Below are 13,644 nucleotides of genomic sequence, written 5' to 3' on the forward strand. Positions count from 1 at the left end.
CGAAGAAATTAGGCACAATTGGCGGCATTGGGGTCACCTCTCCCCAACGGGGAGAGGTCGGATTGCGCCTGGCGATGCGCAGCATCGTCCAGAGCAATCCGGGTGAGGGGCCGCCGCACCCAGTGACACTGTAGCCCCTCACCCGGATCGCATCTCTTGATGCGATCCGACCTCTCCCTACGGGAGAGGTGATCCGAGTCCTTGGCTGCATCCACATACTAGTTGAACTTCAGCTCGTCGGCGCCGATTTCGGCGAAATATGGCGCCAGCATCTGCGGCGTCACGTCCTCGATGCGCGGCGGCGACCACGACGGATTGCGATCCTTGTCGATCACGGCCGCGCGCACGCCCTCGCGGAAATCGTCGCTGCGGAAGACCTCCAGCGCGGCGCGATATTCGCGCACCAGGCACTCTTCAAGGCTCGATGATTTGCGCGCGAGCCGCAGCAGGTTCAGCGTCACCACCATGCCGCGCGGCGATTTTTCGTTGAGCGTCTTCAGCGTCGTCAGAGCGAATTCGGAGCCGTCGCGCTTGAGCGCTGTGAAGATGTCTTCCATGCGGTCGAAGCCAAACAATGCGTCGATAGTCGGCTCTTTTGCGGCGACCGGGCCTGCGGTTTCACCGGTCGCAAAACCGTTGATGAGCTTGCTAACGTCGGCGGCGGTCGGGCCCGAGTGCAGCTTCGTCAGGGCTTCGCGCAGCTCCGGCAGCCTCACGGCCGGCACGACCCAGTCGGCGAACTTCGCATGGATCGCATCCGGCCCGTTCATGGTCTGGCCGGTTAGCCCGAAATAGGTGCCGATCTCGCCCGGCGAATGCGACAACAAATAGGTGCCGCCGACATCCGGGAAGAAGCCGAGCCCAACCTCGGGCATCGCCAGCTTGGTGCGATCGGTGACGACGCGGTGGCTGGCATGGGCTGACAAACCGACGCCACCACCCATCACGATGCCGTCCATGAACGCCACATACGGCTTCGGGAATTTCTTGATCCGGGCGTTGAGGATGTACTCCTCGCGCCACAGGATCTTGCCGAGGTCGCCATTGACTTTGGAGCTTTCCCAGAGCGTGCGAATGTCGCCGCCGGCGCACAAGCCACGCTCGCCGGCACCTTCCAGCAGGATCACGGCGATGCCCGGATCGGCCTCGAAGCGGTCGAGCGCCTTGTCGATGTCGCGAAACATCTCCAGCGTCACGGCGTTGAGCGCCTTCGGACGGTTGAGGCGGATCACGCCGGCTGCGCCCTCGACACGGGCGATCAGGTCGCCCTCTTCCACGCCGCTCATCGCGCGCCCTCGATCAGTTTGCGCGCCACGATGAGCCGCATGATTTCATTGGTGCCTTCGAGGATCTGGTGCACGCGCAAATCGCGCACGATCTTCTCGATGCCGTATTCGCTGAGGTAGCCGTAGCCGCCGTGAAGCTGCAGCGCATGGTTGGCGACCTCGAAGCCGACGTCAGTGCCAAACCGCTTGGCCATGGCACACAGCATGGTGGCGTCGGGGTCCTTGCGGTCGAGCGCCGCGGCGGCGCGCCACAAAAACGTGCGCGCGGCCTCGAGCTCGATCGCCATGTCGGCAAGACGGAATTGCAGCGCCTGGAATTCGTCGAGGCGCTTTCCAAACGCCTTGCGCTCCTTCATGTAGGCGCGCGCCTTGTCGAGCGCTATTTGCGCACCACCGAGCGAGCACGCGGTGATATTGAGGCGGCCGCCATCGAGGCCGGCCATCGCGATCTTGAAGCCGGCGCCCTCCTCGCTGAGGCGGTTGGCGACCGGCACGCGGGCGTTCTCGAACATCACGGCGCGGGTCGGCTGCGCGTTCCAGCCCATCTTGCGCTCATTGGCACCGAACGAGACGCCCGGCGTCTTGCCGTCGACGACGAGGGTCGAAATGCCGCCGGGACCATCGCCACCGGTCCTGACCATCGCGACCAGGAGGTCGGTGCCGCCGGCGCCCGAGATGAACTGCTTCTGGCCGTTGAGCACATAATGGTCGCCATCGCGCACCGCGCGGGTGCGCAGCGCTGCCGCGTCCGAGCCGGCGCCCGGCTCCGTCAGGCAGTAGCTCGCGATCAGCTCCATGGTACAGAGCTTTGGCAGCCATGTGTGGCGCTGGGTATCGCTGCCGAAGGCATCGATCATCCAGGACGCCATGTTGTGGATGGAGATGAAGGCCGAGGTGGTCGGGCAGCCCGTCGCCAGCGCCTCGAAGATCAGCGCCGCGTCGAACCGCGTCATGGCGGAGCCGCCGACATCGTCGCGGATGTAGATGCCGCCCATGCCAAGCGTGGCGGCCTCGCGCATCACGTCGACCGGAAAATGCTTCTCCTCGTCCCAGCGTAACGCGTGCGGCGCGATCTTTTCCGCTGCAAACGCCAAAGCCATGTCGCGAATTGCGACCTGATCCTCGTTCAGAGCGAACTGCATGCTGCCGCCTAACCTTTCACTCCACCGTCATTGCGAGCGCAGCGAAGCAATCCAGCATCCCTCCGCGGAGACAGTCCGGATTGCTTCGTCGCACCCGCGCAAAATTGCTTCGCAATATTGTCGCGGGCTCCTCGCAATGACGTTCAGAAAATCACTTCATCAGCGGGATCGAGAACTCCGCACCTTCCTTGACGCCGGACGGCCAGCGCGAGGTCACCGTCTTGGTCTTGGTGTAGAAGCGAACCGAATCCGGACCGTGCTGGTTGAGATCGCCGAAACCCGACTTCTTCCAGCCGCCGAAGGTGTAATAGGCGATCGGCACCGGGATCGGCACGTTAATGCCGACCATGCCGACGTTCACCTTGGCCGCGAAGTCGCGTGCGGCGTCGCCGTCGCGGGTGAAGATGGCCACGCCGTTGCCGTAATCATGATCTGACGGCAACGCCAGCGCTTCCTTGTAGTCGTGCGCACGCACGACGGAGAGCACCGGGCCAAAGATCTCTTCCTTGTAGATCCGCATGTCCTTGGTGACGTTGTCGAACAGCGAACCGCCGAGATAGAAGCCGTTCTCGTAGCCCTGCATCTTGAAGCCGCGGCCGTCGACGGCGAGCGTCGCGCCTTCTTTGATGCCGATGTCGATGTAGCTCTTGACCTTCTCGACCGCCTCGCGCGTGACCAGCGGACCGTAGTCGGCCGACGGGTCGATCGAGGTGCCGATCTTGAGGCTCTCGACGCGCGGGATCAGCTTTTCCATCAGACGGTCGGCGGCGGTCTTGCCGACGGGAACGGCGACGGAAATAGCCATGCAGCGCTCGCCGGCGGAGCCGTAGCCGGCGCCGATCAGCGCATCGACCGTCTGATCCATGTCGGCGTCGGGCATCACGATGGCGTGGTTCTTGGCGCCGCCGAAGCACTGGCAGCGCTTGCCGGTCTGCGCTGCGCGCTCGTAGATGTACTGCGCAATCGGCGTGGAGCCGACGAAGCCGATCGCCTTGATATCGGGATCGTCGAGGATGGCGTCGACCGCTTCCTTGTCGCCGTTGACGACGTTGAGGATGCCGGCCGGCAGGCCCGCCTCCATCATCAGCTCGGCGAGCTTCATCGGCACGCCGGGATCGCGCTCCGACGGTTTGAGGATGAAGGCATTGCCGCAGGCAATCGCGGGGGCAAACTTCCACATCGGAATCATCGCCGGGAAATTGAACGGCGTGATGCCGGCGACGACACCGAGCGGCTGGCGCATGGAATAGATGTCGATGCCGGGGCCGGCGCCCTCGGTGTATTCGCCCTTCATCAGGTGCGGAATACCGCAGGCGAACTCGGCGACCTCCAGGCCGCGCTGGATGTCGCCCTTGGCGTCAGGAACGGTCTTGCCATGCTCGCGCGCGAGCAGCTCGGCGAGCTTGTCGTAGTCGCGTTGCACCAGCTCCAGAAACTTCATCATGACGCGGGCGCGTCGCTGCGGATTCGTCGCGGCCCACTCCGGCTGTGCGGCGCGGGCGTTCTCGACGGCTGCACGGACCTCCGCTTTCGATGCCAGCGCCACCTTGGCCTGGACGTCACCGGTCATCGGCTCGAAAACGTCGGCGGTGCGGCCTGAGGTGCCCTTGACCTCCTTGCCACCGATGAAATGTCCGATTGAACGCATGGAATGATCTCCTTCAGGCTCAGCTGATCGCTTTGACAAATCCTATCGACCTGCATTTTATAGGATTCAAGTCTGAGATAATGCACCATAGATGTGCGAAAATGCTGGATCAAGGCGCTATCGACTGGGACGACTTTCGCTTCGTGCTGGCCATCGTGCGGGGCGGCTCGGTCTCGGCTGCGGCAAAACAGCTCGGGGTCGACCATGCCACGGTGATCCGCCGTGTCGATCGGCTGGAGAAGCACCTCTCGGCCAAGCTGTTTGACCGGCGCAAGACCGGCTACCTCCTCACCGAGGCCGGCCAGCGCGTCGCCGACAGCGCGGAAGCCATGGAATCCACCATCGTCGCCAACCAGGAGCAAGTCGGTGGCTCCGTGGCACGGCTGACCGGCACGGTGCGGATCGGCGCACCCGACGGTTTCGGCACCGCCTTCCTGGCACCGCGCCTCGCCCCCTTTGCCGACCGCTATCCCGATCTCGACCTGCAACTTGTGGCCACCGCGCGGCTGTTCAGCCTCTCCAAGCGCGAGGCCGACATCGCCATCAGCCTGACCATGCCCAAGGAAGGCCGCATCGTCGGCCGCAAGCTGCTCGACTACCGCCTCGGGCTCTATGCCGCGCCTGCCTATCTCGACCGCTTCCCAGAGATCGCCTCGCGGCAGGACCTGCCGCAGCACCGCTTCGTCGGTTACATCGAGGAATTGCTGTTCACGCCGGAGCTCGACTATCTGCCTCAGGTGTCGCCGAAGATTTCCGCACGTTTCCGCAGTGCCAATCTGATCGCGCAGCTCAATGCCACGCTCTCGGGGTTCGGCATCGCGGTGCTGCCGCACTTCATGGCGACCGACTATCCGCAGCTCGTTCCGGTGCTGCCGGAGGAGATCTCGATTACGCGCACGTTCTGGATGCTGATGCACGCCGACAGCAAGGACCTCGCGCGGATCAGGGCCGTGGCGGATTACATCAGCGAGATCGTGGAGCGCGAGCGGGCGTTGTTTGCGGGACGGTGAGTTGATGATTTCGTAGGGTGGGCAAAGTGACGAGACGCGCAAATGCGCGGCTCGTGGCGTGCCCACCGTATCAGCCGCGAGCGTGGAGTGATGGTGGGCACGGCGCAAATGCGCCTTGCCCACCCTACGGCACTTAGTTCTTTGTCTTCTTCACCGCCGACACCTTCGGCTCGCGCTTCGCGCCGTCGAGCGCGCTTTCCCGGCCCGCCTTCAGCACCTCGTCCGACAGCTCGCTTGAGCCCGCGATGCGCGCCAGCAGCATGGCGCCGGCCATCGTGGCGAGTGTCGCAATCGCCTGTTTTCGTGCGGCCTTGCGCGGCATGTTCGGGATATAGTCGGTCATCATCTCGATCATCTCGTCGAGCTTGCCGGCAAAGGCCTTGCGCGTCTTTGGGCTCTCGCGGGCGATCTCGGCGCCGAGCGAGGGGATCGAGCAGCCATGACCTGGATTGTCGCGATGCAGCGCGGAGAGATAGCTCTCGGCGATCAGCGCCAACCGCTTTTCAGGAGCGGCCTCGCCGGTGAGCTTGCGCCAATGGTCCATCGAGCGATCCATGGCGTAGGCGAAGGCCTCGATCACCAGCGCCTCGCGGGAATCGAAATGCGCGTAGAAGCCGCCATGGGTCAGGCCCGCCTCCTTCATGAGGTCGGCGACGCCGATGCCGTGGGCGCCCTTTTCGCGCAGCCGCACGGAGGCCTTCTTCACGATGCGGTCGTGGGTTTCCTGCTTGTGTTCCCGGGAATAGCGCATGCGCATCTCATTGAATGTCGGAGATCATCTCATAACACGCAAATGCCGCGAACGGCGCATTAATTCGCAGTTAGATTGTTGCCGATCATAGAAAAGGTTGCAGTTGCATGCACCGCCAGCGCGCCCTTCCCGTCGCGAACGAAGCCTTCGGTATAGCTGGTCTGGCGCCCCAGCTTGATCACCTTGCCTTCGGCCGAGATCAGCCCCGAACGGACCGAGAGTGGACGCAGGAAGGTCAGCTTCAAATCGAGGGTCACGGAGCCCTGCCCGGCCTCCAGTCGGGTCGAGATCGCGCACCCCATGGCCGTATCCAGCAACCCCGCGGCGGTCGCGCCGTGCAGGAGGCCGATGGTATTTTCGAGATCTTCACGCGGCTCCAGTTCCATGACGATCCGGCCCGGCTCGACCACGGCCATCGTGAAGCCGATCAGTTTTGCGAAGGGCGGCGGCGGCAAGCGGCCGTCGCGAATGCCCATCATGGCGTCCATGCCCGACAGGCCCATCACCACTTTCGCAACCGGTGCAGGCGCCTGCCAATCCACCACGCGCTCGCGCCGCTGGTCGGGCGAAAACAGGTCTAGTTGATCGGCTTGGGTCATGACGGCCTCGTTATATGACATATATCATGCTATGCTACGGACTTCCCGCTGGCAACTCCGGTCCGCCCGCTTGACAAGCCGGGCGTTTCGGCCCGGAAGTGACTTCGACCCGGCGCCTTGCGCCTGCCACGAACCGTTCGGGATGCATAATGGAAATGCTCAATCACCACTGCGGCGTGACGCGTGACGCGCGCGGCGTTGTTCACGTCGCGATCTGCAACGCCGGCCCACTCAACATTCTCGGCTCGCCCGTGACCGATGCCGTGCGCGAAGGCTTGCAGCGGCTTGCCACCGACCGCAACATCCGCGTCGTGGTGCTGCGCGGCCAGAGCGAGAAGAGCATGATCGGCGGCGCCGACATCAAGGAGATGGCGAAGCTCGACCAGAAGTCGGCCGAAGCCTTCATCGGCCGCCTGCGCGATCTCTGTGAGGCCGTGCGCGCCTTCCCGGCTCCGGTGATCGCGCGCATGCCCGGCTGGTGCCTCGGCGGCGGGCTCGAGGTCGCCGCCGCCTGCGACTTCCGCATCGCCGCGCATGATGCGCATTTCGGCATGCCGGAGGTGCGCGTCGGCATCCCCTCGGTGATCCATGCCGCGCTCCTGCCGCGCCTGATTGGCTGGGCCCGCGCGCGCTGGCTGGTGATGACGGCGGAGAACATCGACGCAGCCACCGCGCTGGCCTGGGGCCTGATCGACAAGGTCGCGCCGGAAGGCGGGCTGGATGCGGAGATCGAGCACCTGGTGAACGCGTTGCTCGAATGCGGCCCCGAGGCGCTGAGGTCGCAGAAGGCGCTGCTGCGGCAATGGGAGGAGTTGCCGCTGACGGAGTCGGTGAATTTGAGCGTGAAGGTGTTCGGCGAGTCGTTCCTGACGGACGAGCCGACGCGGCTAATGCAGGCGTTCGTGAACAGGAAGCGGTAGGTCTGCCGCCACTGTGCTGAAGAAGCTCTCGCCAAGCTAAAGGCGTCATGCCCCGGCTTGACCGGGCATCCAGTACGCCGCGGCGCCAGTTGCAAGAGCGAGTTCGCCAACACGGGTCTCTGGAATACTGGATTGCCGGCTTTCGCGGGCAATGACAGCAGAGTGTGGGGCGGTCACCGCCTACAACCGCAACTCCGTCACAACCACATCCCTGCCTCACCCAATCGAACGACCAAATCTCATCCGAACCACGACATTTTCTCATCCCCGGCGCGGGTTGCATTTTTTGCATTGCATCATATGATGATCATAATCTTACTTGTCAGCACAGGGAGTTTGTCATGGCCGATCCCGTCGTCATCGTCTCCGCCGTTCGCACCCCGCTCGGCCGCTTCATGGGCGAATTGTCGCCCTTCCCCGCGCACAAGCTCGGATCGCATGTGATCGGCGCGGCGCTGGAGCGCGCAAAACTTGCGCCCGAGAAGGTCGACGAGGTCTTCATGGGCTGCGTGCTGCCGGCCGGTCAGGGCCAGGCACCGGCACGCCAGGCCGCACGCGCGGCCGGACTGCCCGATGCCACTGGCGCCACCACCGTGAACAAGGTCTGCGGCTCCGGCATGAAAGCGACCATGCTGGCGCACGACATCATCCGCGCCGGCTCTGCCGACATCGTCGTTTCCGGCGGCATGGAGAGCATGAGCAACGCGCCGTATCTTTTGGCCAAGGCGCGCGGCGGCTACCGCGCCGGCCATGACCGCATCATCGACCACATGATGATGGACGGGCTGGAGGACGCCTACGAGACCGGCCGCTCCATGGGTGATTTCGGCGAGGCCACCGCGGAAGCCTACCAGTTCACCCGCAAGGACCAGGACGCCTACGCGATGGAGACACTCAGCCGCGCGCGCAAGGCCGTCGAGGGTGGCGCGTTCAAGGCCGAGATCGCACCGATTACGCTCACCGAGAAAGCGGGTCCCCGCGTCATCACCAATGACGAGCATCCGCTGAAGGTCGATCCCGCAAAAATCCCCGGCTTGAAGCCGGCGTTCCGCGCCAACGGCACCATCACGCCGGCTGCCTCCTCCGCCAATGCCGACGGCGCTGCCGCGCTGGTGCTGACCAAGCGCTCGCTCGCCGATCGGAGCGGCTTGCCGGTTCTGGCCGAGATCAAGGGCCACGCCACCCACAGCCAGGAGCCGCAATGGTTCACCACGGCGCCGATCCCGGCGATCCGCAAGCTGCTCGACAAGGTCGGCTGGAGCGCCAGCGATGTCGATCTGTTCGAGATCAATGAGGCTTTCGCCGTGGTGGCGATGGCGGCGCAGCGCGATCTCGGCATTCCCCGCGACAAGCTCAACATCAACGGCGGCGCCTGCGCGCTCGGCCATCCCATCGGCGCGACCGGCGCGCGGCTGATCGTGACGCTGCTGCACGCGCTAGAGACGCAGAACCTCAAGCGCGGCGTCGCGGCGCTCTGCATCGGCGGCGGCGAAGCCACGGCGATTGCGGTGGAGCGGCTGGCGCACTGACGCGAGGACGTCCGAAAACGAGGGAACTCTGTCATTTTCGACAGACGCGTCCCGTGCCATCCTGCAAGCTGACGCAGGTCTGTTGCGACCTGCCCATCAACGTTGAGGCCCAATGATCTCGAACTGGCTCGCGGCAGCACTTTCCCGCCGCAACATCCACTACGGCTGGGTGATGGTCGGCGTGACCTTCCTCGCCGCGCTGATCGGCGCCGGCACGGTCGGCGCGCCCGGCGTGTTCATCGTTCCCCTGCAAAAGGAGTTCGGCTGGAGCACGGCGGAGATTTCCTCCGCGCTGTCGATCCGCTTCATCCTGTTCGGGCTGATGGCGCCGTTCGCGGCCGCCCTGCTCAACCGCTATGGCCTGCGCAACGTCACGCTCGCCGCGCAGCTGATCGTCGTGTCGGCGCTCGTGCTCTCGCTCGGCATGACCGAGGTCTGGCAACTCGTGGCGCTGTGGGGCGTGGTGATCGGGATCGGCACCGGCATGACCGCGCTGGTGCTGGGCGCGACCATCGCCACGCGCTGGTTCGCCGCAAGACGCGGCCTCGTCGTCGGCATCATGACGGCGAGCGTCGCCACGGGCCAGCTCGTGTTCCTGCCGCTGCTCGCAAGCCTGACCGAGCGCTTCGGCTGGCGTCTCGCGCTCGGCTTCGTCTGCATCATGCTCGGCGTCTCGGCCCTGGCAGTCCTGCTCGCGATGCGCGACCGGCCGAGCGATGTCGGCCTGCGCCCGTTCGGCGATGAAGGCACCGCGCCCCTGCCCGCTCCGCCCGTGAGCCATGGCTCGATCACGGGCGTTGCGCTCGGCACGCTGCGCGATGCCTCGAAGTCGACTGCGTTCTGGATCCTGTTTGCGACCTTCTTCGTTTGCGGCGCCTCAACCAATGGTCTCGTCCAGGTGCACCTGATCCCGATGTGCCTCGATTTCGGCATCCCGCAAGTGCAGGCGGCGAGCCTGTTAGCTGCGATGGGCATCTTCGATTTCTTCGGCACCATCATGTCGGGCTGGCTGTCGGACCGCTACGACAATCGCTGGCTCTTGTTCTGGTACTACGGCCTGCGCGGGCTCTCGCTGATCTTCCTGCCCTTCAGCGATTTCTCGTTCTACGGCCTGTCGGTGTTCGCGATGTTCTACGGACTCGACTGGATCGCCACGGTGCCGCCGACCGTGCGGCTCACAGCTCAAAAATTCGGACCCGAGCGCGCCAATCTGGTGTTCGGCTGGATCTTTGCCGGCCATCAGCTCGGTGCCGGTACTGCCGCCTTCGGTGCCGGTTTTTCGCGGACGGTCTATCAGAGCTATTTGCCCGCCTTCTTCATCGCCGGCGCGCTGTGCGTGTTCGCTTCGCTGATCGTGCTGGCGCTGTCGCGGCAACCCAAGCCGAATCCGCAAGCGGCCATGGCCTAGTACCTGATCGTGGTGGTGACGCCGAACACCGCGGCGTCACCGATCCACGAGATGCCGGTCGGATCGTTCGGGTTCGGGACGCCGCCAGAGGGGCGGAACACGTACTGAAAGTAAGGCGCGATCAGCCAGCCCGGCTTGACGTGCGCCTCGTAGATCATCTCGATCAGGGTCTCGTTGCTGCGCACCGGACTCTGGATGCCCGTGAAGGCCTGCGTGTCGAGATCGAGATTGCGGGCGGTGTTCGAAATCCGCATGTAGGCCATCGCCACGCCGAATCGGTCGAGGGGACGGCCAGGCGTGAAGCCGACGAAGCCGATGCCGCCGTCCATATACAGGTCGATCAGATTGCGGTCCGGCGGGCTGTAGGCGATACGGCCGAACGCCGTGATGCCAGGGAGCGAGGCTGAGGTGCTGTTGTCCCTCACCTCGGGCGGACGATAAAGCACCTGTTCGATCACCGCGAAGATTCCGTAGTTGCCGCGAAGTTTTGCGGCAATGCCGCTGCCGCTGGGATCGGCGATCGAGACGCCCTCGGCGGTAAAACGCTGGCTGTCGAACGAGCCATAATGCTTCCAGGCGCCCGGTGTGAAATTGCCCGCGAGCGGACGGCCACCGACATCGATGTCGTAGGTGAAGCGGACCTGCCCGATCACCCAGGGCGGATCGTTGACACGAAACGCGAGGCCATGGTGGTCGCGCAATTGCGGATCGGCATCGCCCGGCCCTGAGGGATCACCATTGAAGACCGCACCGTAGGCCGTGATCTTGTCCGTCAGCGCCGCCTTGATACGAATGCCGGGCACCGCGATCGGTGGCGCCGGGCCGCCGGCCGGAAGGTTGGATGCCTTGATCGCCGGCCAGCCGAAGGTGCCGTTGATGAAGAGGTCGTCGGTCTGGCTGTCGAAGAACTCGACGTCCGCGGCCTGCTGGCCGGCCCTGATGTTCAGGCGATCATTGAAGAAGCTCTGCTCGAAATACGCATTGTAGAGCCGCTGGTCCGGCAGCGCCTCGATCTCGCTGATGGTGGCGAGATTCATCACGTAGTTGCGCGACAGCCCGCGGCCGTAGATCACCAAGGCATTGGCGTAGAAGCGGCCGCCAGTCCAGCCGACCAGCTTGTCGAGATCGGCATCGACCGACAGATCGAGACGGCCGAAATGGATGGCGCCGCGCTTCACGCCGCCGGAGACGTTGGCGATATTGTCGGCGATATAGGTCGCGCCGAAGTTCAGGCCCTTGTTGGCGAGGCCGTCATGCCATTCGTTGAACCATTTTGGAAACAGCCACTCGGCCGCGCTCTCGTCCTTGGCGCCAGCCAATGCACTTGTGCTTGCTGCCGTGCACGCCAGCGCGATTGCGGCCGCGCCTCGCAATGCAGATGTATGGGGACGCCAACTCACGATCGATACTGGCTGGCACACGCTATTTGAATATGCCCGTGCGCCGCATAAACAGGTAGGCCGCGCCGACCGAGGAGGCCATCAGCACCGCCGCCCAGAGAAACCCGCTCTCGACGTCGGTGAGCGGCAGGCCCTTGGTGTTCATACCGAAGATGCCGGTGACCAGCGTCGGCGGCAGCAGCAGCGAGGTCACGATGGAGAGCGTGTGGAGGTGGCGGTTGCTTTCCTCCTCGTTCTTGAAGCGCAGCTCCTCTTCGAGCAGGCGGCTGCGCTCGCGCAGCTCGACGATGTCGTGATCGAGCCCGTCCAGCCGCTGCGCCAGCTTGCCGGCGTGGATCCGCAAGGCCGGCGACAGATGGTCGGTGTTCTTCTGGTCGAGGCGGTGGAACAGTACGCGAAGGCCCGTGAGCTGACGATGCAGCCGCACGCAGGTCCGGCGTAGCCGGCCGAGATTGCGGCGCATCTCCGGCTTGCTATCGTCGGCGAGGATCCGCTCCTCGATGTCGTCGATCTCCTGCCCGAGCTTGTCGGCCATCCTGTCAAGCGTGTCGGCGACCTCGTCGACGATCTTTTCCAGGAGATGGGCGACATTGTCGATGCGATAGCCGCCTTCGAGCACGCGGCGCGTTGCGTCCGCCGAGCACAGCGCCTGATGGCGTCCGCTGACCAGGAGATGCTCGGTCATGGCGAAGCGCAGGAACGCGGTCTCTTCCGTCGCGCTGTCGATCTCGCGCACAAGGTCGGAGAACACGCCGTAGACGCAGTGATCGATGACGTGAAGCTGCTGGAACGTGTCGTTCGACAGCAGCAGCTCGCGCGCAAGCGGCGGCAGCGTTGATGCCGCAATCCACGGCCGTACGCGCGCATCGGTCAGGTTGAAATGCAGCCAGAGCCGGCCGTCATGACTGAACTCGATCGGCTGGTCGATCGGCAGCGCCTCAGTGCTGCCGTCGCTGTGCAGACGGAAGGCCCACACGAGACCGGCAATGGCGGGTTCGGCATTCGTTATCGCGCTGACTAGCTTTGCCGGCTCAGCCATGGCCAATCCCAACCGTCAACAATGCCCCGTATCCGGAAGATGGCTGACGGCATCTTCCGGACCCCGCGCGGCTACTCAATTACGGCTTTGTTACAGTTTGATGATGCAGAGCGACGGCCGCCCTACTCCGCGGCCAGCCCCGTCGTGGCCAATGCCGCGGCTTCCCTGACGTAGTCGTGCACGACGCGGCCGAACGGCAGCGTCAGGTCGGCGATGTAATGGTGCGCGCCGAGACAGCGGCGAACCGGGAAGTCGGCGACCGGCGCATTGACGTGCGGCACCAGATGCAAACGGCCGGGCCCCATCCAGGAGCCCTTCGGCACGATGTCGGTGAGGTTGATGGCGACGAGCTGGCAGACTTCGAGGCGACCGTCGACGCCCGGAATCATCTTCAGATTGATTTGCGTCTTCGACAGCGTGGCGCGGGTGAGATTGCCGTTGCCGGCCATGCTCTCATGCTTGTAGCCCATCGTGCCCATGGCAACGAGCTGGCCGGCATATTCCAGCGTGCCCGTCAGCGTGTCCTTGACGATCTCGAGCTTGGGATGGGCGTACTTCTTCGGAAAGCCCCAGATCTCGCGGCCGGCGGCGATCGGCGGATCGTCGTCCAGGTACATCTGCGAGACGAAATTGACCTCTTCGCCGTTGAGGCGCGCGGGAATGACGAGGCCGGACTCGGTGTAGCTACCGAAGCCGGAGGAGTCAGGCATCTTGATCCATTCGTAATGCACGATCGGCTGGTCGATCGGCTCCAGCGGCTCGGGCAGGCCGGCGCGGATCAGGTCCGGATCGGTCTCGTAGCTGATGACGAGGAATTCGCGGTTGACGAAGCGATAGGGCCCGGCGGGATAGCTCGGCCCGGCCGCTGGCATGGACGGAAGTCTCAGCACGTCTTCCCTGCGCATCGCTGGT

At 64.5% G+C, this 13,644-nt stretch carries 12 protein-coding genes; 4 read left to right on the forward strand and 8 right to left on the reverse strand.

Annotated features, from left to right (window positions below; translation table 11 throughout):
* Positions 1 to 218 precede the first annotated feature (218 nt).
* From ACR9YP_RS28110 to ACR9YP_RS28120, 3 genes are all read right to left on the reverse strand, one after another.
* On the reverse strand, positions 219 to 1,286 hold the full coding sequence (locus tag ACR9YP_RS28110) for an enoyl-CoA hydratase/isomerase family protein (protein ID WP_438108992.1): 1,068 nt from the start codon (positions 1,284 to 1,286) through the stop codon (positions 219 to 221).
* Positions 1,283 to 2,428, reverse strand: coding sequence for an isobutyryl-CoA dehydrogenase (locus ACR9YP_RS28115; protein WP_438108994.1), 1,146 nt, complete (start codon positions 2,426 to 2,428; stop codon positions 1,283 to 1,285). Before ACR9YP_RS28115 ends, ACR9YP_RS28110 begins: the two co-directional genes overlap by 4 nt.
* Positions 2,429 to 2,579: 151 nt before the next feature.
* Positions 2,580 to 4,076 carry a CoA-acylating methylmalonate-semialdehyde dehydrogenase gene (locus ACR9YP_RS28120; protein ID WP_128934365.1) on the reverse strand — a complete coding sequence of 499 codons (1,497 nt, stop codon included), beginning with the start codon at positions 4,074 to 4,076 and terminating at the stop codon, positions 2,580 to 2,582.
* 101 nt (positions 4,077 to 4,177) lie between these two features.
* Between ACR9YP_RS28120 and ACR9YP_RS28125 the strand changes: the two genes are divergently transcribed.
* Positions 4,178 to 5,086: a LysR family transcriptional regulator gene (locus ACR9YP_RS28125; RefSeq protein ID WP_091895838.1), complete on the forward strand. Its 909-nt coding sequence runs from the start codon at positions 4,178 to 4,180 to the stop codon at positions 5,084 to 5,086.
* Between the two features lie 133 nt (positions 5,087 to 5,219).
* On the opposite strand, the gene ACR9YP_RS28130 is transcribed toward ACR9YP_RS28125, so the two are convergent.
* Both ACR9YP_RS28130 and ACR9YP_RS28135 read right to left on the reverse strand, forming a co-directional pair.
* Positions 5,220 to 5,837 (reverse strand): TetR/AcrR family transcriptional regulator, encoded by a 618-nt coding sequence (locus ACR9YP_RS28130; protein ID WP_438108995.1) that lies wholly within the window; start codon positions 5,835 to 5,837, stop codon positions 5,220 to 5,222.
* Between the two features lie 59 nt (positions 5,838 to 5,896).
* Complete coding sequence (locus ACR9YP_RS28135) at positions 5,897 to 6,436, reverse strand: PaaI family thioesterase (protein ID WP_438108997.1); 540 nt, start codon at positions 6,434 to 6,436, stop codon at positions 5,897 to 5,899.
* Between the two features lie 149 nt (positions 6,437 to 6,585).
* On the opposite strand from ACR9YP_RS28135, the gene ACR9YP_RS28140 reads away from it, so the two are divergent.
* The 3 genes from ACR9YP_RS28140 to ACR9YP_RS28150 all read left to right on the forward strand — a co-directional run bounded on the left by ACR9YP_RS28140 (position 6,586) and on the right by ACR9YP_RS28150 (position 10,293).
* A complete protein-coding gene (locus tag ACR9YP_RS28140) occupies positions 6,586 to 7,356 on the forward strand; it encodes an enoyl-CoA hydratase (protein WP_474217641.1) in 771 nt (256 codons plus the stop codon).
* A gap of 341 nt (positions 7,357 to 7,697) precedes the next feature.
* Positions 7,698 to 8,885, forward strand: coding sequence for an acetyl-CoA C-acyltransferase (locus ACR9YP_RS28145; RefSeq protein ID WP_438109001.1), 1,188 nt, complete (start codon positions 7,698 to 7,700; stop codon positions 8,883 to 8,885).
* Positions 8,886 to 8,997: 112 nt separating this feature from the next.
* Positions 8,998 to 10,293 (forward strand): MFS transporter, encoded by a 1,296-nt coding sequence (locus ACR9YP_RS28150; protein ID WP_474217642.1) that lies wholly within the window; start codon positions 8,998 to 9,000, stop codon positions 10,291 to 10,293.
* On the opposite strand, the gene ACR9YP_RS28155 is transcribed toward ACR9YP_RS28150, so the two are convergent.
* From ACR9YP_RS28155 to ACR9YP_RS28165, 3 genes are all read right to left on the reverse strand, one after another.
* Positions 10,290 to 11,693, reverse strand: coding sequence for a carbohydrate porin (locus ACR9YP_RS28155; protein ID WP_474217643.1), 1,404 nt, complete (start codon positions 11,691 to 11,693; stop codon positions 10,290 to 10,292). The genes ACR9YP_RS28150 and ACR9YP_RS28155 overlap by 4 nt on opposite strands.
* A 22-nt stretch (positions 11,694 to 11,715) precedes the next feature.
* The gene (locus ACR9YP_RS28160) at positions 11,716 to 12,732 is read right to left on the reverse strand and encodes a transporter (RefSeq protein WP_438109004.1); all 1,017 of its coding nucleotides are present in this window, start codon (positions 12,730 to 12,732) and stop codon (positions 11,716 to 11,718) included.
* A gap of 122 nt (positions 12,733 to 12,854) precedes the next feature.
* Positions 12,855 to 13,637 carry an acetoacetate decarboxylase gene (locus ACR9YP_RS28165; RefSeq protein ID WP_474217644.1) on the reverse strand — a complete coding sequence of 261 codons (783 nt, stop codon included), beginning with the start codon at positions 13,635 to 13,637 and terminating at the stop codon, positions 12,855 to 12,857.
* Positions 13,638 to 13,644: the final 7 nt, after the last annotated feature.

The sequence above is a fragment of the Bradyrhizobium sp. BR14999 genome (assembly GCF_056106085.1).

Bases quoted from the DNA above. Each gene is read 5' to 3' on its own strand.
- ACR9YP_RS28110 (WP_438108992.1), bottom strand. From the start codon at position 1,286: ATGAGCGGCGTGGAAGAGGGCGACCTGATCGCCCGTGTCGAGGGCGCA.
- ACR9YP_RS28115 (WP_438108994.1), bottom strand. From the start codon at position 2,428: ATGCAGTTCGCTCTGAACGAGGATCAGGTCGCAATTCGCGACATGGCT.
- ACR9YP_RS28120 (WP_128934365.1), bottom strand. From the start codon at position 4,076: ATGCGTTCAATCGGACATTTCATCGGTGGCAAGGAGGTCAAGGGCACC.
- ACR9YP_RS28125 (WP_091895838.1), top strand. From the start codon at position 4,178: ATGCTGGATCAAGGCGCTATCGACTGGGACGACTTTCGCTTCGTGCTG.
- ACR9YP_RS28130 (WP_438108995.1), bottom strand. From the start codon at position 5,837: ATGCGCTATTCCCGGGAACACAAGCAGGAAACCCACGACCGCATCGTG.
- ACR9YP_RS28135 (WP_438108997.1), bottom strand. From the start codon at position 6,436: ATGACCCAAGCCGATCAACTAGACCTGTTTTCGCCCGACCAGCGGCGC.
- ACR9YP_RS28140 (WP_474217641.1), top strand. From the start codon at position 6,586: ATGGAAATGCTCAATCACCACTGCGGCGTGACGCGTGACGCGCGCGGC.
- ACR9YP_RS28145 (WP_438109001.1), top strand. From the start codon at position 7,698: ATGGCCGATCCCGTCGTCATCGTCTCCGCCGTTCGCACCCCGCTCGGC.
- ACR9YP_RS28150 (WP_474217642.1), top strand. From the start codon at position 8,998: ATGATCTCGAACTGGCTCGCGGCAGCACTTTCCCGCCGCAACATCCAC.
- ACR9YP_RS28160 (WP_438109004.1), bottom strand. From the start codon at position 12,732: ATGGCTGAGCCGGCAAAGCTAGTCAGCGCGATAACGAATGCCGAACCC.
- ACR9YP_RS28165 (WP_474217644.1), bottom strand. From the start codon at position 13,637: ATGCGCAGGGAAGACGTGCTGAGACTTCCGTCCATGCCAGCGGCCGGG.